We start from the raw sequence: 20,848 nt of genomic DNA on the forward strand, positions 1-20,848 counted from the left end.
ATGCGTCTAAATACTCTATCACCTGCTGCAGGTGCTAAATCAGCAGCTAAGCGTGTAGGTCGCGGTATCGGTTCTGGCTTAGGTAAGACTGCTGGTCGCGGTCACAAAGGTCAGAAGTCTCGTTCAGGCGGCGGCGTTCGCGTCGGTTTCGAAGGTGGTCAAATGCCACTTAAGATTCGTTTGCCGAAGTTCGGTTTCACTTCGCGTAAAGCGATGGTGTCTGCCGAAGTTCGTATTAGCGAACTAGCTAAAGTTAACGGTGATGTTGTCGACTTGAATGCACTGAAAGATGCGAATCTAGTAACTCGCAACATACAGTTTGCTAAAGTCGTTCTTTCAGGTACCATTGAACGCCCTGTGACCGTTAAAGGTCTTAAGGTAACCAAAGGTGCTCGTGCAGCTATTGAAGCTGCCGGCGGAAAGATCGAGGAATAATACGTCGATGGCAAAACCAGGACTTGATTTAAAAAGCGCGAAAGGTGGATTTTCTGAACTGAAAGCTCGCCTCCTGTTCGTGATTGGTGCGATTATCGTCTTTAGAGCCGGTTCGTTCGTACCAATTCCTGGTATTGACGCAGCTGTATTAGCAGAGCTGTTTAATCAGCAGAAGGGTACCATCTTAGGCATGTTTAACATGTTCTCTGGTGGCGCCCTTGAACGTGCTTCTATCTTTGCATTAGGTATCATGCCGTATATTTCGGCATCGATTATCATGCAATTATTGACGGTTGTTCATCCTGCGCTTGCCGAACTGAAAAAGGAAGGTGAGTCAGGGCGTAAGAAAATTAGTCAATACACACGATATGGCACGCTGGTCTTGGGTACATTCCAAGCGATCGGTATCGCAACCGGTTTACCAAATTTAGTCCCAGGTTTAGTTGTAAATCTTGGCTTTGGTTTCTACTTCGTTGCGGTTGTGAGTCTAGTAACAGGAACTATGTTCTTAATGTGGCTAGGTGAGCAAATTACCGAGAGAGGCATAGGTAACGGTATCTCGATTTTGATTTTCGCAGGTATTGTGGCTGGTCTACCATCTGCTATCGGCCAAACGGCTGAGCAGGCGCGTCAAGGCGACTTGAACGTACTCGTATTATTGTTGATTGCGGTAATTGTATTTGCTGTGACCTATTTTGTAGTGTTTGTTGAGCGTGGACAACGTCGTATCGTTGTTAACTATGCTAAGCGTCAGCAGGGCCGTAAGGTGTTCGCTGCGCAAAGTACTCACTTACCACTGAAGATAAACATGGCTGGTGTAATTCCACCAATTTTTGCGTCAAGCATCATCTTGTTCCCAGGCACGCTGGCTCAGTGGTTTGGACAGAATGAAGGCTTATCTTGGTTAAGTGATTTTTCACTTGCAGTATCACCAGGTCAGCCGCTTTACTCATTATTGTATTCAACAGCAATTATTTTCTTCTGTTTCTTCTATACTGCGTTGGTGTTTAACCCTCGTGAAACAGCTGATAACTTGAAGAAGAGCGGTGCGTTTATTCCCGGGATCCGTCCTGGAGAACAGACTTCGCGTTATATAGATAAAGTGATGACTCGCCTAACATTAGCTGGCGCATTATATATCACCTTTATCTGTTTAATTCCGGAGTTCATGTTAATTGCGTGGAAGGTACAGTTCTATTTTGGCGGTACCTCACTACTAATTATGGTAGTCGTAATCATGGACTTCATGGCTCAGGTTCAGACCCATATGATGTCTCATCAGTATGAGTCTGTGATGAAGAAAGCTAACCTAGTAAACAAAGCGAATTTAGATCGCTTTGGTCGCTAATTAGCTTTACGGAGTGATGAAATGAAAGTTCGAGCTTCCGTGAAGAAGATCTGCCGTAACTGCAAGATCGTCAAGCGTAGCGGCGTTGTACGCGTTATCTGTGTTGAACCAAAACACAAACAGCGTCAAGGCTAAAAACTTTTGACCAGCTCAAATTTTGAGCTGGTCAAAATATTATTTGCAAAATTGTCATCTGTCGAGTATCCTACCGGGCTTTTCACAGATGGCCTTTAACTTATGAGGAGTGCATAGTGGCCCGTATCGCTGGCATTAACATTCCTGATCAAAAGCATACAGTCATTGCATTGACTGCTATCTATGGTATTGGATTAACTCGCGCACAAAAAATCTGCGCGGCTACTTCAATTGCTGAAGATGCTAAGATCAAGGAATTGAGCGAAGCTCAAATAGACACACTACGCGAAGAAGTTGCTAAATACATTGTAGAAGGTGACTTACGTCGTGAAGTATCCATGAACATCAAGCGTCTAATGGACCTTGGTTGTTATCGTGGTCTTCGCCACCGTCGTAGCCTGCCCCTTCGTGGGCAACGTACTAAGACCAATGCGCGTACGCGTAAAGGTCCACGTAAGCCAATTAGAAAGTAACGGGAAGGTAAACCAATATGGCTAAAGTTCCGTCACGTTCAACGCGCAAGCGCGTACGTAAACAGGTTGCTGATGGCATGGCTCATATCCATGCATCTTTCAACAACACAATTATCACCATTACAGATCGTCAAGGTAATGCACTTTCTTGGGCAACATCTGGTGGTTCAGGTTTCCGTGGTTCACGTAAATCTACCCCATTCGCTGCACAGGTAGCTGCTGAGCGTGCAGGTGTTGCTGCTCAGGACTATGGTGTTAAAAACCTTGAAGTTTTCGTGAAGGGTCCAGGTCCAGGACGTGAGTCAGCTATTCGAGCGCTGAACGCGGTTGGTTACAAAATAACCAATATTACCGATGTGACGCCGATCCCTCATAATGGTTGTCGTCCTCCTAAGAAACGTCGCGTTTAATCGCCCGTTTTTAATAGGATAGTTGGAGAAAGAACATGGCAAGATACTTGGGTCCAAAGCTCAAGCTCAGCCGCCGAGAAGGTACTGACCTTTTCTTAAAAAGCGGTGTGAGAGCAATTGATTCGAAGTGTAAGCTTGAAGCTGCACCTGGACAACACGGCGCTCGTAAGGCTCGTTTGTCTGAGTATGGCGTTCAGTTACGCGAAAAACAAAAAGTTCGTCGTACTTATGGTGTGCTAGAAAAGCAATTCCGTAACTACTACAAAGACGCTGCACGTCTAAAAGGTAACACTGGTGAAAACCTACTTACTCTTTTAGAAACTCGTTTAGATAACGTTGTATACCGTATGGGTTTTGGTGCTACACGTGCAGAAGCACGTCAGCTAGTTAGCCACAAATCTATTATGGTCAACGGCCGCGTTGTTAACATTCCATCATTTAAAGTGTCTGCAAATGATGTAATTAGCGTACGTGAGAAGTCTCAAAAGCAAGCTCGTATTAAGGCTGCTTTAGAAGTTGCGTCTCAGCGCGAAAAGCCAACATGGGTTGAAGTAGATAGTGCTAAGATGGAAGGTGCTTTCAAGCGTCTACCAGAACGTAGCGATTTATCTGCGGATATTAACGAACAGCTGATCGTCGAGCTTTACTCTAAGTAAGGCTAATAAACAAGAGAGGACACAATGCAGGGTTCTGTTACAGAATTTCTTAAACCGCGTCTCGTTGATATCGAGCAGGTTAACCCAACACGTGCCAAGGTTACACTCGAACCGCTTGAGCGTGGTTTTGGTCATACTTTAGGTAACGCGTTGCGTCGTATCCTATTGTCGTCTATGCCCGGCTGCGCGGTTACCGAAGTCGAGATTGATGGTGTACTGCACGAATACAGCAGCAAGGAAGGCGTACAAGAGGATATCCTAGAGATCCTATTAAACCTTAAAGGTTTAGCAGTGGTTATCGAGGGTAAAGACGAGGCTATGCTTACTTTAAGCAAGTCAGGCGCAGGCCCTGTTACCGCAGCAGATATCACGCACGATGGTGATGTTACTATTATGAATCCTGATCATGTTATCTGTCATCTGACTGGTAATAATGACATCAGTATGCGTATCCGCGTTGAACGTGGTCGTGGTTATGTTCCTGCTTCGGCTAGAGCGCAAACCGAAGACGACGATCGTCCAATTGGTCGCTTGCTAGTGGATTCATCTTTCTCACCTGTCGCGCGTATTGCTTACAATGTTGAAGCAGCACGTGTTGAACAGCGTACTGACTTAGACAAACTCGTTATCGATATGACCACTAATGGTACTATCGATCCTGAGGAAGCAATTCGTCGTTCTGCAACAATTTTAGCTGAACAGCTAGATGCGTTTGTTGAACTTCGTGATGTCACTGAGCCAGAGCAGAAAGAAGAGAAACCAGAGTTCGATCCGATTCTGTTGCGTCCTGTCGACGATCTAGAGCTAACTGTACGTTCGGCTAACTGTTTGAAAGCCGAAGCGATTCATTACATCGGAGATCTGGTACAGCGTACTGAGGTTGAGCTACTTAAAACACCTAACTTGGGTAAGAAATCTCTTACCGAAATTAAGGATGTGTTGGCTTCTCGCGGACTTTCATTAGGTATGCGTCTTGAAAACTGGCCTCCAGCTAGTTTAGCAGACGACCTATAAAGTCCTAGTTTGTACAGATTTAGGTAATAAGGATTAGGTCATGCGCCATCGTAAGAGTGGTCGTCAACTAAACCGCAACAGCAGCCATCGCCAAGCTATGTTCCGTAACATGGCAAGCTCATTAGTCCGTCACGAAGTGATCAAGACTACTGTAGCTAAAGCGAAAGAACTGCGTCGCGTAGTTGAACCTCTAATAACACTTGCTAAGAGTGATAGCGTTGCAAATCGTCGTTTGGCGTTTGCTCGTACTCGCGACGCTGAAGTCGTAGGTAAGTTATTTAATGAATTGGGTCCACGCTACCAGGAACGTCCTGGTGGATATACCCGTATCCTTAAGTGCGGTCTACGTACTGGTGATAAAGCGCCTATGGCGTATATTGAACTAGTAGGTCGTCCAGAAGCTGCTGAAGCTGTTGAAGACGCTGCTGAGTAACACTTGGATTCATTGTTAAAAAGCCGGGCAATTGCCCGGCTTTTTTATTTCTTATCTTAAATTCATCTCTAAAGGCACTCTTGCCGCGATATTAGTCAACCCACTGTGCCTTATCTGACATCTCCTTGGGAATCGACAGGTGCCACCTAGCTACGCCTGAGAGGCTAAAGCGAAAGCTGCCCTTACTGTCACTGATATAGCCTAAGTCTTCGGCCTTGGCGCCATGTAATAGTTTGTTGATTAAGGTTGCCGCTAGCTTGCCATGTTCATAGCCATTGAGCACATAACCACCTGTATTGGCTTGTTTGCCTATAGTGAAATCCCAGAAACCAAAATTCGGCACGGGAGACTCCTTAGCAGTCCAGGCAATAATTTTTTGGGGGTCTACATGCTCTCCTTGCTCCGAAGTGAGGCTGTGATAGAGGGCGATGAATATCCCTTGATATCCGGCTTTTTTAGCATTGAGCACAGCCTGGTGCCATGCTCGTTCGGACTCAACTAGTTCAAATTCTATGGTTAAATTACCTAGTCTGATCGGTTTGAGCTCTTCACTGATTGGGTTTAGAGCGGCGAGACTCGTAGCGCTGTTATCTGAGAGGATGAGTAGCTTTCTAGACTCGGCTTTCGGTAATATGGTATCGACGAGTAATAGAGAACGCTTAAACAAGGGACGTTCTAAGACACCGATGAATTGCTGAAATTTTTGGATTCCGTGATCTCTTGGATTCGTGTTTAGCCCTAAAATAACAACTGGAATATTGGTGGTTGCAATGCGTTCACTTAATAGTTTAATGGCATTGTCGTCAGCAAGGACTATCATATCCGGTTTAAGGCTTTTGATGCGGTTCCAAGCCATATCAGCGCGTTTGACATATTCTTCATAGGGTAGACGCTTGGAGTCTAGGAAGAAGTTATCGACTTGGGCTGGTTGGCTTAGATTATCCAATATGGCGCGCCGGTAATCTTGCACCCAAGGGTAGCCTTCATGATAACTATGAACAAATAGAAGGTCCGCTGCAGCACTCGGCAGGCAGCAGAATAATAAGAGTAAAACCAGGATACGCATGGATGACTTTCCAAAGCACTTTTATATAGTTATAGCTGATTTTCCCGCGTAAGTATGTGTAAACGCATTAAAAAAGGCCTCGTAAGAGGCCTTTAATGTAAGTGGCTTAATAGCCTGATTTTTGTGTCGTGTTGTAGTCGAGTTTTTCGTGGGTTTGTCCCATGGCTTCAGCGACTTCTGGCGGCATATAGTTTTCATCATGCTTGGCAAGCACTTCTGTGGCTTCAAGTTTACCGTTCTCTATTAATACGCCTTGAGCTACGATACCTTGCCCTTCACGGAATAGATCTGGCAGCAAGTCATCGTATGTCACTTGAATCTCACCACCTAGTGAGTCATGCACGGCGAACTCTACATGGAGACTGTTTGGATCACGGATCATTGAGCCTACAGTAACCATTCCACCAACACGAATGCGTTGACCGACTTCAGGTTTTACGCCTGTATCTTTTTTGCCTTGCGTGATCTCCGTCGGAGTGTAGAACAAGTTTAAGTTTGAGTTCAGCGCATATAAAAGTAATGATGCGATTGCGGCAACACCACCAATTAAGGCACTAGCAAGGGCAAGTCTCTTCTTACGTCTAGCGTTCACTGTTAATTACTCCGATTTGCTTTTAGGCGTTCTTCACGTTGCATTTTCTTCGATATTTCAGTCAGAATTTTGCGTTTCTGGCGCATACTGAAAAAAATCAAAGTCCCCAGCGAAAAGATCGTGACCCCGTAAGATAGCCATACATAGAAAGCATAACCACCCATGTTAAAAAAATCTGTTAATGAATCGAACTGCATTATTTGACTCCTTCAGCTTTCGCGAGTTCCCTAACCCAAGGACGCATCCCATTTCTGGCTAAAACCTCGGCTCTGAAACGTACTAAAGTGATGGCTCCAATCATGAGACCAAAACCAAAGATGTTGATCAGTAACGGGTACAGCATCTCAGGTGCCATCGAGGATTTCTCGGTGATTTTAATAGTTGCAGGCTGATGAAGTGAGTTCCACCATTCTACTGAATACTTAATGATTGGTATGTTGATTACACCTACAATCGCTAGGATACCAGCCGCTCGTGCAGCAAGCACCTTGTCTTCGAAAGAGGCGTATAGCGAGATCACACCTAGGTAGAGGAACAGTAGTACCAGTTCAGAGGTTAAGCGCGCATCCCATACCCACCAAGTACCCCACATAGGCTTACCCCAAGCGGCTCCCGTGATCAGAGCGATAAAGGTGACAACGGCACCGATAGGTGCGATGGCCGCCGCTGCCCAGTCAGCCGACTTGATCTGCCATACCAAGCCAATGAACGCTGAGGTTGCCATCGCCATGTAGGCCGACATAGACATTGAAGCGGCTGGTACGTGGATGAAGATGATGCGGTAGCTGTCACCCTGTTGATAATCAACGGGAGCGAAAAGCAAGCCCCAGATAGATCCGACACCTATAAATCCGAACGCAAGTGCAGCGAACCAAGGCAGCAGCTTGCCAGCGAGATTATACGCACGTTGAGGATCTGCGTATGAATGTAGCCATTTCCACATATTAGTTAGTACTCACTCTTAGAGAGGCACCAATCGCAAATGGTGCCAAAATTAACGAACCGACCAACATCGCACCAATAATGGCTAGATGGCCGCTGTAGGGTAGATTTAATCCTGCAGCATCGATTGCACTGGTGGCAAATATCAATACCGGAATATAAAGCGGTAGGATGAGCAAGCTAAGCAATACTCCGCCTTTACGTAATCCCACTGTTAACGCGACACCGATGGCGCCGAGTAGGCTGAGAACTGGAGTTCCAAGTGCCAGAGTTGCTAATAGTGCACCATAGCTGTTTTCCTCTAGGTGCAGCAGTACGGCAAGCAATGGTGCAACTAAAATTAGCGGAACACCCGTTAGTATCCAGTGAGCCAATACCTTTGCCAATACCATTAAAGACAATGGCTGTGGGCTTAGCAACATCTGCTCAAGACTACCATCGACAAAGTCTGCCTTGAATAGTCGCTCTAACGAGAGCATTGAGGCAAGTAAAGCTGCAACCCAGATAATTCCTGGCGCCACGCGCGATAATACCTGCGGCTCAGGGCCTATTCCTAATGGGAACAGCGTAACTACCAAAATAAAGAAAAGTAGTGGATTAAAAATATCCCCTTTATGTCTTATCGCAATTTGTAAGTCACGCTTTAAAAGCGTGAAAAATGCTTGGGTAAAACTAATGCCTTTTTTCATCTACTGCACCTTATACAAAGCGGTAATCTAAGCGAATTTTTCGCAGAATATCTTCACCTATGATGCCCATATCTTGGTGAGTCGTCATGATGACGCATCCACCATTCTTGGCATGTTTTAAAAACAGGTGTTCCAACTCTTCAACGCCTTTTTTGTCAATTGCAGTAAACGGTTCATCGAGTAACCAGACTTTACAATTAGTGTGCCATAGCCTTGCTAGTGCGGTTCGTCGATGTTGGCCGGCAGAGAGATGCCCTGCTAGCGCTTCTTCAAAACCGGAAAGATTAACTTTTGCTAATATCTCATTGGTGCTGAACTCATCATACCCAGTGATTCTTAAATTAAAGTTAAGGTTTTCTTCGGCAGTTAACTCACTTTTTACGCCTGCTAAATGGCCTAAATATAAAAGATCGTCGTTGTATTCATCACGACATCGAGTGATATCCTCACCTTTATAAAGTGTTTCGCCAGCGTAAGGTCGAGATAAACCTGCGAGAATACGCAGTAGGCTAGTTTTACCCGCGCCATTGGGACCTTCAATTTGGACAATTTCACCAGCTTGGATGTTGAAACTCAATTCATCAAATAAGATTCGCTCTTCACGAATGCAAGTTAAGTTATCGGCCGATACCAGTGTTGTTGCTATTTTTTCTTTTTCCACTGAACCCTCTATCTCAAGCCATATGTCAACGCAAGTGATATTAACATAATCCCTTATTAGGGTTTAGCATTGGTTACTTTTTAGTGTCAGCAATTTGATATGCTTCCAAAAAGTGAAACCTTTTATTATTCGCATCGAACTTTTTCAACTTTTGCTAATGTAACAGCTAAATGTCTGTTCAAGCGCGCAATCTGAGTGAAAATTCTGATATTAGTCACAAAAAGGTGAGATTTGTTGAAGTTTGATGTATCCTTAGCTGGCAATAAAATTAGTCTGCCCAGCATAGAGTCAGGGTGGCATTGAGCTTTGTTAATATTTGCATTAGGAACATTGAACATGAAAAAACTGTTAGCATTGTCAGCAGTGGCTGCTTTGACCTTGTCTGCAAACGTATTTGCACAAGAAGGTGAGGCTATCTATAACAAGGCATGCCATGTATGCCATAGCATGGGCGTTGCCGGTGCACCTAAATCACACGATGCTGCTGCATGGGAACCTCGTTTAGCTAAGGGTCTAGATGCGCTAGTCGGTAGTGTTAAGACTGGTCTAAACGCAATGCCACCAGGTGGTATGTGTACTGATTGTACTGATGAAGATTACAAGAAGGCTATCGAGTTCATGTCTAAGTAATTTGTTGTCAAAGAAAAGCCGGCTTGATGCCGGTTTTTTTATGCCTGTGATTTGCTCTAAGGTTGTCTACAGCTTTCATCGTAAACACTCAATGCAAAGCATTTAAGCATCAAAAATTCCCGACGCTAAAGTCTAATACCAATCAGTATAAGAAAGTGATCGACTCTGGTTTTTTTGGCAACGCATTTAAGGCGAATGGATGATGGAATGCATGTTCCCGACATATATAAGACATTGCCTTATCAGAGCGATCCTTTAATGCCAAACCGTCGCTGAGCAATCGCATCTGTATATTAATTAGAATCAATCCCATTTTCAGTACAAGCCAGAGCGCCTGCTGTGCAGGCAAGCGACGATTACGGATTCGATGTAAGTAAGGATTGTTCGATCCACTCCGAATCAATAGCTTCCATTACAGCGCTATAAGGCCGATGTTCTTCAACGGACTTATGTTCTAATTCAAGCTCTTGAGCGAACAGAAAAAATCCCCACCAGAATACTGGTAGGGATTATCAATCATCAGCAAGATCGTTCAAGTGCTCTTAGACGATCGGCATTAGACTTTAAAGTCAGCCTTTGCTAAACGAAATTCGATTATTGAACTTGAGTATCTAATACCAATGTACCAGTAGAGCCGACCTCAATAGTGTCTAATCTACCTTGAAGATCACCAGATTGCGCTTTCACTGAGCCATGTTTAGATAAGACAGCAATAATCTCAACATTCTTTGCATCGCTAAGTTTAATATCGCCACCCATACCAGTGCTATCGTCCAAAGTGATGGTCATAGGCAGTGATTTTGCCGATACCTTAGTCGCCGCTAGTGGTACTTTAGGGCCTTCGGTATTTCGAGCGAAAATGAATAACATATCGCTACCACTGACTTGCTCTAGTAGCTCTGGAGCAATCGATACATCAACCGTGACGGTTTTGCTGGTTAGTGCTTGCTGATGAGTTGCATCATTCGGCATTTCACCTGTTTCTGCCTGCATTCTCATCTTAGCGCTTTCGATGGCATTCATAATCGCGCTACGATCTACATCATTGCGATTACTATCGAGTATGGTTTGCCATGCCACGATAGATTTATCGTAGCTGGCGTTGAAAAACGCATCCATACCGACTAAAAGCAGAGTCGAAGGATCTTCAGGATCTAAAGCTAAAGCTTGATCTACGATCGCTTGAACTTGCGGCGTCATGCGTTGATTCGCTTTGTAATAAAGTGCAGTTGCTTTCGGTCCGAGCAGTTCAGCGTGGGTACCGACTAACTCCATCGCTTTATCGAAAGCTTTTACAGCATCATCATATCGATTGGCACTAATATAAGTATGACCTAAACTAAATAGCAATTGACTATTGTCTGGTTCTGCTTTTAATTGCGCTTCCATCATTTCGATGCGCTGCGCCATAATTTGGCTAGCGTCCATACCAGCATGAGGGTTATCTGGTACCGCTTTGTCTAAGTTTGCGTAAGCGCCTAAGTCCGAATATAAGTAGCCAGATAGACTTAGCACGACAGCAGACATTAACACTGGCCATAATAAACCTTTAGGTTTTACCTGATTAACCAATGACTCGTCTTCACCCTGTTTCATGTCTTGCAACAGGCTGATTTCAAGTTCTTTCTTTAATGAATCGAACTCAACTTGGTCTAATAGCTCATCTTCGAGTTCTTTTTCTAATGTTGCTAGTCGATTGTTAAAAAGTTCTAGGTTCGTTTGTTTACGAACGCCTGCTTCTTCCGCTTGCAGCATTTTTTGCTGACGGAAGTGTGGAAACCAAATCAGCACTAGGCTGACTAACACAAAAAGCGCAATAAAAATCCAGAGAGTGGTCATTATTTCTTTTTCACATTAGTTACAGAAATGCGGGGTTACCGCGCGATTAGAAATAAGATTATACGGAAAGATTATTCATTGAACAGTAATATAAGGTTTAAGTGCTTTTAAAAGATGATACTTTTGCACTGGTTCACAGTTCGATTCTATTTTCTAAAATTGGCTGAAACTTAAGTTTCAAACAAGGGTCAGAGAATAAAATCTGTCAGTTTTAACAATTATAACATCTGCTTTAAATCCACAAGAATGAGACAGGTCACCCATAATTGTGCAAAAGAGGCAGACAGATACAACAGCAAATACTAAAATGACTCAAATTTTGTACCTTGAGTTGTGTGAACAGCAAACTCGCGTGAATCGATAAAGCTTAAATTTATCGGATTCTTATATAGGACTGAGGAAAACCCATGATCCCTGAATTAGGACACTTTTCGTTGATAATAGGGCTGGCATTCGCCTTTCTATTAGCCAGCGTTCCTTTAATTGGTGTTGCTCGTAAAGACCAATACCTCGTGCGATATGCCTGGCCATTGAGCTATGGTATGTTTTTCTTTATTTTTCTTTCTGTGATCGTACTAGGCTATAGCTTTGCGGTTGATGATTTCTCTGTTGCCTATGTAGCACATCATTCTAACTCCCAACTTCCTATTTTCTTTAAGATCGCTGCAGTATGGGGTGGTCATGAAGGTTCCCTGTTGTTTTGGGTGTTTGCTCTATCGGTGTGGACAGCTTCCGTTGCCTTTTTTAGCAAAGGTTTAGAAGAGGTCTTTACTGCTCGAGTACTCGCTATATTGGCGATGATCGTGATTGGCTTTAGTTTATTCATGTTGTTAACTTCGAGTCCCTTTGAGCGATTATTTCCTATTCCTATGGAAGGGCGTGATCTTAACCCTATGTTGCAAGATGTTGGCTTGATCTTCCATCCGCCAATGCTCTACTTGGGTTATGTTGGCTTCTCTGTGAGTTTTGCATTTGCTATTGCAGCCCTAATGGGTGGGCGTTTAGATTCTGCATGGGCTCGTTGGAGCCGACCTTGGACGCTTGCAGCGTGGATCTTCCTTACTGGCGGTATCTCACTTGGTTCTTGGTGGGCATATTATGAATTAGGTTGGGGTGGCTGGTGGTTCTGGGATCCAGTTGAAAACGCTTCATTCATGCCTTGGTTAATTGGTACCGCATTATTGCACTCAGTTATAGTGACGGAGAAGCGAGCGGCTTTCCGTAACTGGACAGTATTGCTATCGATCTTTGCATTCTCTTTAAGTTTGTTAGGTACCTTTATCGTTCGTTCAGGTGTATTAACTTCGGTTCACTCATTTGCAGCTGATCCAAGTCGAGGCATGTTTATCCTGTTGCTGCTTGGTTTAGCAATTGGTGGTTCGCTCACTCTTTTTGCATTCCGCGCGAGTGATATGAAGAGTCCTGCACGTTTTGAGTTGATGTCTAAAGAGACCATGTTGCTGGTAGGTAATATCTTACTAACCGTTGCTTGCGGTACGGTATTGTTAGGTACGCTTTATCCGTTACTTATCGATGCGCTTAACATGGGTAAAATTTCAGTTGGCCCACCATACTTCAACGCGGTGTTTGTACCTATCGTTCTTGTATTGTTTATGTTTATGGGTATTGGTCCAAACATTCGTTGGAAGCGTGCTAAAGCTGGTGAATTGAAGCGCAAGTTACTGGTCCCTGCATTAGTGGCGGCAGTCATCGGTGTTGCGGCGCCTTTCGTTGCTGATGGTAATTTCAATGTTTGGGTTGCATTTGGCATAGGTACAGCGACTTGGATCGTACTTGCAACACTAAGAGCTGGATACGACATCATTAACGGTAAAGATGGTTTAAGTCTTGCCCGTATGGGACGAAGCCAATTAGGTATGGTGATCGCTCACTTTGGTATTGCAGTTTCTGTTGTTGGTGCCACCATGGTGTCTAACTACTCTATGGAAAAGAGTGTTCGAATGGGCCCTGGTATCACTCAAGAGCTTGCGGGTTATAGCTTCCATTTTATCGAAACTAAAAATGTCGTTGGTCCTAACTACACGGCCCAGCAAGGGCAGGTTGAAGTCAGTAAAGATGGCGAGGTGATTACACTGTTAAAGCCTGACCGCCGTCAATATAACGTACGTACAATGGATATGACGGAAGCGGGCATTGATTGGGGTGTATTCCGCGATCTATACATCACTATGGGTGATCCTATTTCGAGTACTGAATTTGCAGTACGTCTTAACTATAAACCATTCGTTCGTTGGTTATGGTTTGGTAGCATCTTTATGATGGTTGGTGGTGTTTTTGCAGCGTCTGATAAACGCTACCGTCGCGCTAAGATTAAAGAAACTACACAAGAAAAAGCTAAAGAAGATTTAGCAACGGCATAACTTGAATTGGGGCAAGTATGAAGAACAGGTTAGTACTATTTATTCCGTTGATATTGTTTCTGGCGATGGGAATATTCCTCTATAAAGGTTTATTCCTAAATCCACAGCAACTGGACTCAGCTCTCGAAGGAAAGCCGATCCCGGCTTTTAAGCTAGAAAAGCTTGAGGATTCAAGTGAGATCATTACCAACGAAACTCTTAAGGGACAGGTATCCTTACTCAATGTTTGGGCTACATGGTGCCCATCTTGTAAGTATGAGCATCCTTACCTGATGCGTTTGGCAAGACAAGATATTTTGCCGATTTATGGTATTAACTATCGTGATGAGCGTGCTCTCGCTGTTAGAGAGTTAGCGCGAGAAGGCGATCCGTACACCAAGAATATTTTCGACCATGAAGGCCGTTTAGGTTTGGATCTTGGTGTTTACGGTGCTCCGGAAAGTTTCTTGGTAGATCACAATGGCATTATTCGTTTTCGCTATGCAGGGCCTATCGATATGCGTGTCTGGAAAGAGACGCTTTATCCAATGATTCAAGAGTTACAAGCCCAAGCTAAAGCGGAAGGAGCATCTTAATGAAAGCGTTTATTGGCTTAGTTGGGGCATTATTGCTGTCTATCACCATGATAGGTACCGCAGTGGCGACTCCAGTAGATACTTATGAGTTTAAAAACGTCGACAATCAAAAGCGAGCGCTCGACTTAGCGCATTCGTTGCGTTGCCCTCAATGTCAGAATCAAAACCTTATCGATTCTAACTCTCCTGTAGCGCAAGATTTGCGTTTGGAAGTTTATCAAATGGTTGATGCAGGCAAAGGCGATACTGAAATTATCGAGTTTATGACCAGCCGTTATGGTGAATTTGTACTTTATAAGCCGCGTATGGAAACCAAGACCTATCTATTATGGTTAGGTCCAATAGTGCTTTTGCTATTTGGGTTGATGATCGGTTTTATCTTTGTTCGCAAGCAACGCATCAGCGGTGCTGTAGAACAAGAGCTTAGCGTTGAAGATCAAGCCGAGCTAGATAAACTTCTTAATCGAGATAATAAATGAGTAAGCTTTTTGGAACGAGTTTAGTCTTGCCATTATTGATGTGTGCCTCGTTCGTATCAATAGATGCTGTTGCATATCCAGGTATGCAAAAAAAATCCGAAGGGCAGGTGCAATCTAGCGTTGATCTTATCAACGTGTTACCTAAGTCTTATCCAATAGATATAGTGGCGTTTAAAGACGGTAATGGCCAAAAGGTCGATTTCAGTCAATATCGTGGCCAGATAGTGATGGTGAATATGTGGGCGACCTGGTGTCCTCCATGTGTGAGAGAGCTACCTGCTTTAGATCGTTTTAAAGCAAAGTTCGATCAAACCAAATTTACAGTATTACCTATCTCTATTGATATCGATGGAAAAGATAAGGTTGAACCCTTCTTAAAAACACTCGGAATGGAAGCATTCCAGACCTACTATGATCAAACTCAGGCTTTGGGAGAAGTGTTTCCCTTAGATACCATCCCCGCTACGTTTATATTGAACAAACAGGGTGAGTTAATTGCGTTTGTAAGAACATTTGTAGATTGGGATGATCCTAAAGCGGTTGAACTCATCAACAGTTTTATCGATAAAGAAGCCCACAAATCGATTTAAATAGCCAATTTGGTTTAAATCTAAGCGAAAAAGATCGTATTTGCCTAAAAGATCGGCATGCGATCTTTTTTTTGTAAAAAGCGCTTGCGCCCATCCGAGAACTCCCTATAATGCGCATCCACTGACACGGCACAGCAGGCCAACGAGTTAGCGACAAGCTAGATTGTATGGGACTTGCAGCGGTGTTAGGGATTCAAAAAGCGTAAGCGATTTGAATTCGGTGATAGCGCTTTTAAGGGCTTCAAATGATGATGGCTGTTTAAGAAATCATCGCTTGAAAAACTTCTTAAAATTAGCACTTGACGCCAACAGCGGGAAGTGTAGAATACGCATCCCTAAGCCAACGACCTAGCGTCAACGGCGGCTAAATGAACGCGTTAAAACGTCATGTTAGCCACGCTCTTTAACAAGATGAAACAAGAAATCTGTGTGGACACTCACAGGTGTTGAGTTATTCGAAATTGCTTTTCTGTCTTCGGATGTAAAGCAATCAAAAAATTTTACTCAATGTAAGATGAGTGTTCATAGCAATATGTACAACATGTTAGAGATTCTTCCGAGTCTTTAATGTGGAATCAGAATTCATTGAGCCGAAGCTTTTAGCTTCAACAAAACTTTAATTGAAGAGTTTGATCATGGCTCAGATTGAACGCTGGCGGCAGGCCTAACACATGCAAGTCGAGCGGTAACAGGAATTAGCTTGCTAATTTGCTGACGAGCGGCGGACGGGTGAGTAATGCCTAGGGAACTGCCCAGTCGAGGGGGATAACAGTTGGAAACGACTGCTAATACCGCATACGCCCTACGGGGGAAAAGAGGGGACCTTCGGGCCTTCTGCGATTGGATGTACCTAGGTGGGATTAGCTAGTTGGTGAGGTAATGGCTCACCAAGGCGACGATCCCTAGCTGTTCTGAGAGGATGATCAGCCACACTGGGACTGAGACACGGCCCAGACTCCTACGGGAGGCAGCAGTGGGGAATATTGCACAATGGGCGCAAGCCTGATGCAGCCATGCCGCGTGTGTGAAGAAGGCCTTCGGGTTGTAAAGCACTTTCAGCGAGGAGGAAAGCTTAAGCGTTAATAGCGTTTAGGTGTGACGTTACTCGCAGAAGAAGGACCGGCTAACTTCGTGCCAGCAGCCGCGGTAATACGAGGGGTCCAAGCGTTAATCGGAATTACTGGGCGTAAAGCGTACGCAGGCGGTTTGTTAAGCGAGATGTGAAAGCCCCGGGCTCAACCTGGGAACTGCATTTCGAACTGGCAGACTAGAGTCTTGTAGAGGGGGGTAGAATTTCAGGTGTAGCGGTGAAATGCGTAGAGATCTGAAGGAATACCGGTGGCGAAGGCGGCCCCCTGGACAAAGACTGACGCTCATGTACGAAAGCGTGGGGAGCAAACAGGATTAGATACCCTGGTAGTCCACGCCGTAAACGATGTCTACTCGGAATTTGGTGTCTTGAACACTGGGTTCTCAAGCTAACGCATTAAGTAGACCGCCTGGGGAGTACGGCCGCAAGGTTAAAACTCAAATGAATTGACGGGGGCCCGCACAAGCGGTGGAGCATGTGGTTTAATTCGATGCAACGCGAAGAACCTTACCTACTCTTGACATCCACAGAATTTGGTAGAGATACCTTAGTGCCTTCGGGAACTGTGAGACAGGTGCTGCATGGCTGTCGTCAGCTCGTGTTGTGAAATGTTGGGTTAAGTCCCGCAACGAGCGCAACCCTTATCCTTATTTGCCAGCACGTAATGGTGGGAACTTTAGGGAGACTGCCGGTGATAAACCGGAGGAAGGTGGGGACGACGTCAAGTCATCATGGCCCTTACGAGTAGGGCTACACACGTGCTACAATGGCAAGTACAGAGGGTTGCAAAGCCGCGAGGTGGAGCTAATCTCACAAAGCTTGTCGTAGTCCGGATTGGAGTCTGCAACTCGACTCCATGAAGTCGGAATCGCTAGTAATCGTGGATCAGAATGCCACGGTGAATACGTTCCCGGGCCTTGTACACACCGCCCGTCACACCATGGGAGTGGGCTGCACCAGAAGTAGATAGCTTAACCTTCGGGAGGGCGTTTACCACGGTGTGGTTCATGACTGGGGTGAAGTCGTAACAAGGTAGCCCTAGGGGAACCTGGGGCTGGATCACCTCCTTACCTATACGACTAACTTAATGTTTGTTGAGTGTTCACACAGATAACTTGTTCTTGTTAGAGCAGGTGGCACGTCTTAACGGCGATGCTTGTTCTTTAAAAATTTGGAAAGCTGATAGTGTTGATGTGAAAGGGACTGTAATTACTTACATTGTAGGTGGTTATGGTTTGTAGCATTGACGCGAAAATTAAAATTGAGTTCTCAAACACTTAAATCAAGTGCCGAATCATTACCTTTAATTAGGATGATGATTCATGAGTATTCTTTTGGCGAAAGTAAACACCATTAGTTACGATACAACGTCCGAGCTTACCCGCTTGGATAGGATGTGATTTGTAGACATTAGTTTATGAAACTCATTTGGGTTGTATGGTTAAGTGACTAAGCGTATACGGTGGATGCCTTGGCAGTCAGAGGCGATGAAGGACGTAGTAACTTGCGAAAAGCGTTGGCGAGCTAGTAACAAGCATTTGAGCTAACGATGTCCGAATGGGGAAACCCGGCAGCATAAGCTGTCATCATTAAGTGAATACATAGCTTAATGAGGCGAACGAGGGGAACTGAAACATCTAAGTACCCTCAGGAAAAGAAATCAACCGAGATTCCCCTAGTAGCGGCGAGCGAACGGGGATTAGCCCTTAAGCGTAGAGGGTGTTAGTGGAATGTGTTGGAAAGCACAGCGGCACAGGGTGATAGCCCCGTACATGAAAACTAACTTTACGTGAAAACGAGTAGGACGGGACACGTGACATCTTGTCTGAACATGGGGGGACCATCCTCCAAGGCTAAATACTCCTGACTGACCGATAGTGAACCAGTACCGTGAGGGAAAGGCGAAAAGAACCCCTGTGAGGGGAGTGAAATAGAACCTGAAACCGTATACGTACAAGCAGTGGGAGCGGTTCTTGAGACCGTGACTGCGTACCTTTTGTATAATGGGTCAGCGACTTACATTTTGTAGCGAGGTTAAGCGAATAGCGGAGCCGTAGGGAAACCGAGTGTTAACTGCGCGTTTAGTTGCAAGGTGTAGACCCGAAACCCGGTGATCTAGCCATGGGCAGGTTGAAGGTTGAGTAACATCAACTGGAGGACCGAACACACGTATGTTGAAAAATGCGGTGATGACTTGTGGCTGGGGGTGAAAGGCCAATCAAACCGGGAGATATCTGGTTCTCCTCGAAAGCTATTTAGGTAGCGCCTCGAGCGAATACCATTGGGGGTAGAGCACTGTTAAGGCTAGGGGGTCATCCCGACTTACCAACCCTTTGCAAACTCCGAATACCAATGAGTACTACTCGGGAGACACACGGCGGGTGCTAACGTCCGTCGTGAAAAGGGAAACAACCCAGACCATCAGCTAAGGTCCCAAAGTTATTGCTAAGTGGGAAACGATGTGGGAAGGCTTAGACAGCTAGGATGTTGGCTTAGAAGCAGCCATCATTTAAAGAAAGCGTAATAGCTCACTAGTCGAGTCGGCCTGCGCGGAAGATTTAACGGGGCTAAGCAATACACCGAAGCTATGGGTACTAGCGCTTGCGCTAGTGCGGTAGAGGAGCGTTCTGTAAGCCGTTGAAGGTGAAGGGGTAACCCACGCTGGAGGTATCAGAAGTGCGAATGCTGACATGAGTAACGATAATGGGGGTGAAAAACCCCCACGCCGAAAGACCAAGGGTTCCTGTCCAATGTTAATCAGGGCAGGGTGAGTCGACCCCTAAGGCGAGGCCGAAAGGCGTAGTCGATGGGAAACAGGTTAATATTCCTGTACTTCTGCTAACTGCGATGGAGAGACGGAGAAGGCTAGGCTAGCGCGGCGTTGGTTGTCCGCGTTTAAGGCAGTAGGTGGTGCACTTAGGCAAATCCGGGTGCACATACACTGAGAGTTGATGACGAGGTTCTACGGAACTGAAGTAGTTGATGCCATGCTTCCAGGAAAATCTTCTAAGCTTCAGGTTAGCAGGAATCGTACCCCAAACCGACACAGGTGGTTGGGTAGAGAATACCAAGGCGCTTGAGAGAACTCGGCTGAAGGAACTAGGCAAAATGGTACCGTAACTTCGGGAGAAGGTACGCTCCTGTTGGTGATGAGACTTGCTCTCTAAGCTGACGGGAGTCGCAGATACCAGGTGGCTGCAACTGTTTATCAAAAACACAGCACTGTGCAAACTCGCAAGAGGAAGTATACGGTGTGACGCCTGCCCGGTGCCGGAAGGTTAATTGATTGGGTTATCTTCGGAGAAGCTCATGATCGAAGCCCCGGTAAACGGCGGCCGTAACTATAACGGTCCTAAGGTAGCGAAATTCCTTGTCGGGTAAGTTCCGACCTGCACGAATGGCGTAATGATGGCCACGCTGTCTCCAGCCGAGACTCAGTGAAGTTGAAATTGCGGTGAAGATGCCGTATACCCGCGGCTAGACGGAAAGACCCCGTGAACCTTTACTATAGCTTGGCACTGAACATTGACCCTACATGTGTAGGATAGGTGGGAGACTTAGAAGCAGGAACGCCAGTTCTTGTGGAGTCAACCTTGAAATACCACCCTTGTAGTGTTGATGTTCTAACTCTGGCCCCTGAATCGGGGTTGAGGACAGTGCCTGGTGGGTAGTTTGACTGGGGCGGTCTCCTCCCAAAGAGTAACGGAGGAGCACGAAGGTTGGCTAAGTACGGTCGGACATCGTACGGTTAGTGCAATGGCATAAGCCAGCTTAACTGCGAGACATACACGTCGAGCAGGTACGAAAGTAGGTCATAGTGATCCGGTGGTTCTGAATGGAAGGGCCATCGCTCAACGGATAAAAGGTACTCCGGGGATAACAGGCTGATACCGCCCAAGAGTTCATATCGACGGCGGTGTTTGGCACCTCGATGTCGGCTCATCACATCCTGGGGCTGAAGTCGGTCCCAAGGGTATGGCTGTTCGCCATTTAAAGTGGTACGCGAGCTGGGTTCAGAACGTCGTGAGACAGTTCGGTCCCTATCTGCCGTGGGCGTTGGATGATTGAAGGGAGCTGCTCCTAGTACGAGAGGACCGGAGTGGACGAACCGCTGGTGTTCGGGTTGTCATGCCAATGGCATTGCCCGGTAGCTACGTTCGGAATCGATAACCGCTGAAAGCATCTAAGCGGGAAGCGAGCCCTAAGATGAGTCATCCCTAGAGCTTTAAGCTCTCTAAAGGGCCGTAGGAGACTACTACGTTGATAGGCAAGGTGTGTAAGCGTTGTGAGGCGTTGAGCTAACTTGTACTAATGACCCGTGAGGCTTAACCATACAACCCAAAAGAGTTTCTAACTAAGTGAATACTTAGCGAAAGAATACCGCACTTGATTTAGTGTGACTCAATTTTA

Annotated in this window: 20 protein-coding genes and 2 rRNA genes; 15 read left to right on the plus strand and 7 right to left on the minus strand. The window is 45.4% G+C overall.

Going from position 1 to position 20,848, the window contains the following annotated elements:
- The 8 genes from rplO (at position 1) to rplQ (ending at position 4,904) form a co-directional block, all read left to right on the plus strand.
- On the plus strand, positions 1 to 435 hold the full coding sequence (rplO, locus tag K0I62_RS00855) for a 50S ribosomal protein L15 (RefSeq protein ID WP_220069702.1): 435 nt from the start codon (positions 1 to 3) through the stop codon (positions 433 to 435).
- A 7-nt stretch (positions 436 to 442) separates the two neighbouring features.
- The gene (gene secY / locus K0I62_RS00860; RefSeq protein ID WP_220062693.1) at positions 443 to 1,783 is read left to right on the plus strand and encodes a preprotein translocase subunit SecY; all 1,341 of its coding nucleotides are present in this window, start codon (positions 443 to 445) and stop codon (positions 1,781 to 1,783) included.
- 21 nt (positions 1,784 to 1,804) lie between these two features.
- Entirely contained in the window at positions 1,805 to 1,918 is a 114-nt protein-coding gene (gene rpmJ, locus K0I62_RS00865; protein ID WP_006083579.1) for a 50S ribosomal protein L36, read from the plus strand.
- Positions 1,919 to 2,034: 116 nt separating this feature from the next.
- Entirely contained in the window at positions 2,035 to 2,391 is a 357-nt protein-coding gene (rpsM, locus tag K0I62_RS00870; RefSeq protein WP_028764665.1) for a 30S ribosomal protein S13, read from the plus strand.
- 17 nt (positions 2,392 to 2,408) lie between these two features.
- Positions 2,409 to 2,801 (plus strand): 30S ribosomal protein S11, encoded by a 393-nt coding sequence (rpsK, locus tag K0I62_RS00875; protein WP_011863988.1) that lies wholly within the window; start codon positions 2,409 to 2,411, stop codon positions 2,799 to 2,801.
- Positions 2,802 to 2,836: 35 nt separating this feature from the next.
- Positions 2,837 to 3,457, plus strand: coding sequence for a 30S ribosomal protein S4 (gene rpsD / locus K0I62_RS00880; RefSeq protein WP_220069703.1), 621 nt, complete (start codon positions 2,837 to 2,839; stop codon positions 3,455 to 3,457).
- A gap of 24 nt (positions 3,458 to 3,481) precedes the next feature.
- On the plus strand, positions 3,482 to 4,471 hold the full coding sequence (locus tag K0I62_RS00885) for a DNA-directed RNA polymerase subunit alpha (protein WP_011863990.1): 990 nt from the start codon (positions 3,482 to 3,484) through the stop codon (positions 4,469 to 4,471).
- A gap of 40 nt (positions 4,472 to 4,511) precedes the next feature.
- Positions 4,512 to 4,904: a 50S ribosomal protein L17 gene (rplQ, locus tag K0I62_RS00890; protein ID WP_220062695.1), complete on the plus strand. Its 393-nt coding sequence runs from the start codon at positions 4,512 to 4,514 to the stop codon at positions 4,902 to 4,904.
- A gap of 91 nt (positions 4,905 to 4,995) precedes the next feature.
- On the opposite strand, the gene K0I62_RS00895 is transcribed toward rplQ, so the two are convergent.
- The 6 genes from K0I62_RS00895 to ccmA form a co-directional block, all read right to left on the minus strand.
- Entirely contained in the window at positions 4,996 to 5,970 is a 975-nt protein-coding gene (locus tag K0I62_RS00895) for an ABC transporter substrate-binding protein (protein ID WP_220069704.1), read from the minus strand.
- Between the two features lie 106 nt (positions 5,971 to 6,076).
- On the minus strand, positions 6,077 to 6,562 hold the full coding sequence (ccmE, locus tag K0I62_RS00900; protein WP_220069705.1) for a cytochrome c maturation protein CcmE: 486 nt from the start codon (positions 6,560 to 6,562) through the stop codon (positions 6,077 to 6,079).
- 2 nt (positions 6,563 to 6,564) lie between these two features.
- The gene (gene ccmD, locus K0I62_RS00905; RefSeq protein ID WP_220069706.1) at positions 6,565 to 6,759 is read right to left on the minus strand and encodes a heme exporter protein CcmD; all 195 of its coding nucleotides are present in this window, start codon (positions 6,757 to 6,759) and stop codon (positions 6,565 to 6,567) included.
- Positions 6,759 to 7,505 (minus strand): heme ABC transporter permease, encoded by a 747-nt coding sequence (locus K0I62_RS00910; RefSeq protein ID WP_220069707.1) that lies wholly within the window; start codon positions 7,503 to 7,505, stop codon positions 6,759 to 6,761. Before K0I62_RS00910 ends, ccmD begins: the two co-directional genes overlap by 1 nt.
- A 1-nt stretch (position 7,506) precedes the next feature.
- Positions 7,507 to 8,193: a heme exporter protein CcmB gene (gene ccmB, locus K0I62_RS00915; RefSeq protein ID WP_220069708.1), complete on the minus strand. Its 687-nt coding sequence runs from the start codon at positions 8,191 to 8,193 to the stop codon at positions 7,507 to 7,509.
- Positions 8,194 to 8,203: 10 nt separating this feature from the next.
- Complete coding sequence (gene ccmA, locus K0I62_RS00920; protein ID WP_220069709.1) at positions 8,204 to 8,854, minus strand: cytochrome c biogenesis heme-transporting ATPase CcmA; 651 nt, start codon at positions 8,852 to 8,854, stop codon at positions 8,204 to 8,206.
- Between the two features lie 336 nt (positions 8,855 to 9,190).
- Here ccmA and K0I62_RS00925 point away from each other — a divergent pair, with 336 nt between their 5' ends.
- A complete protein-coding gene (locus K0I62_RS00925; protein ID WP_220069710.1) occupies positions 9,191 to 9,484 on the plus strand; it encodes a c-type cytochrome in 294 nt (97 codons plus the stop codon).
- Positions 9,485 to 10,078: 594 nt separating this feature from the next.
- On the opposite strand, the gene ccmI is transcribed toward K0I62_RS00925, so the two are convergent.
- Positions 10,079 to 11,323, minus strand: coding sequence for a c-type cytochrome biogenesis protein CcmI (gene ccmI / locus K0I62_RS00930; RefSeq protein ID WP_220069711.1), 1,245 nt, complete (start codon positions 11,321 to 11,323; stop codon positions 10,079 to 10,081).
- A gap of 407 nt (positions 11,324 to 11,730) precedes the next feature.
- Here ccmI and K0I62_RS00935 point away from each other — a divergent pair, with 407 nt between their 5' ends.
- The 6 genes from K0I62_RS00935 (at position 11,731) to K0I62_RS00960 (ending at position 20,771) form a co-directional block, all read left to right on the plus strand.
- Positions 11,731 to 13,704: a heme lyase CcmF/NrfE family subunit gene (locus K0I62_RS00935; protein WP_220069712.1), complete on the plus strand. Its 1,974-nt coding sequence runs from the start codon at positions 11,731 to 11,733 to the stop codon at positions 13,702 to 13,704.
- 17 nt (positions 13,705 to 13,721) lie between these two features.
- A complete protein-coding gene (locus K0I62_RS00940) occupies positions 13,722 to 14,279 on the plus strand; it encodes a DsbE family thiol:disulfide interchange protein (protein WP_220069713.1) in 558 nt (185 codons plus the stop codon).
- Entirely contained in the window at positions 14,279 to 14,758 is a 480-nt protein-coding gene (gene nrfF / locus K0I62_RS00945; protein ID WP_220069714.1) for a heme lyase NrfEFG subunit NrfF, read from the plus strand. The genes K0I62_RS00940 and nrfF overlap by 1 nt, the downstream gene beginning before the upstream one ends.
- 38 nt (positions 14,759 to 14,796) lie before the next feature.
- A complete protein-coding gene (locus tag K0I62_RS00950) occupies positions 14,797 to 15,348 on the plus strand; it encodes a TlpA disulfide reductase family protein (protein WP_220071234.1) in 552 nt (183 codons plus the stop codon).
- A 617-nt stretch (positions 15,349 to 15,965) separates the two neighbouring features.
- Positions 15,966 to 17,508: ribosomal RNA gene (locus K0I62_RS00955) — 16S ribosomal RNA — on the plus strand.
- Between the two features lie 369 nt (positions 17,509 to 17,877).
- Positions 17,878 to 20,771 (plus strand): 23S ribosomal RNA (locus K0I62_RS00960).
- The 16S and 23S rRNA genes sit together here, the layout of an rRNA operon.
- Positions 20,772 to 20,848 lie beyond the last annotated feature (77 nt).

This window comes from Shewanella psychrotolerans (genome assembly GCF_019457595.1).
Lineage (GTDB): Bacteria > Pseudomonadota > Gammaproteobacteria > Enterobacterales > Shewanellaceae > Shewanella > Shewanella psychrotolerans.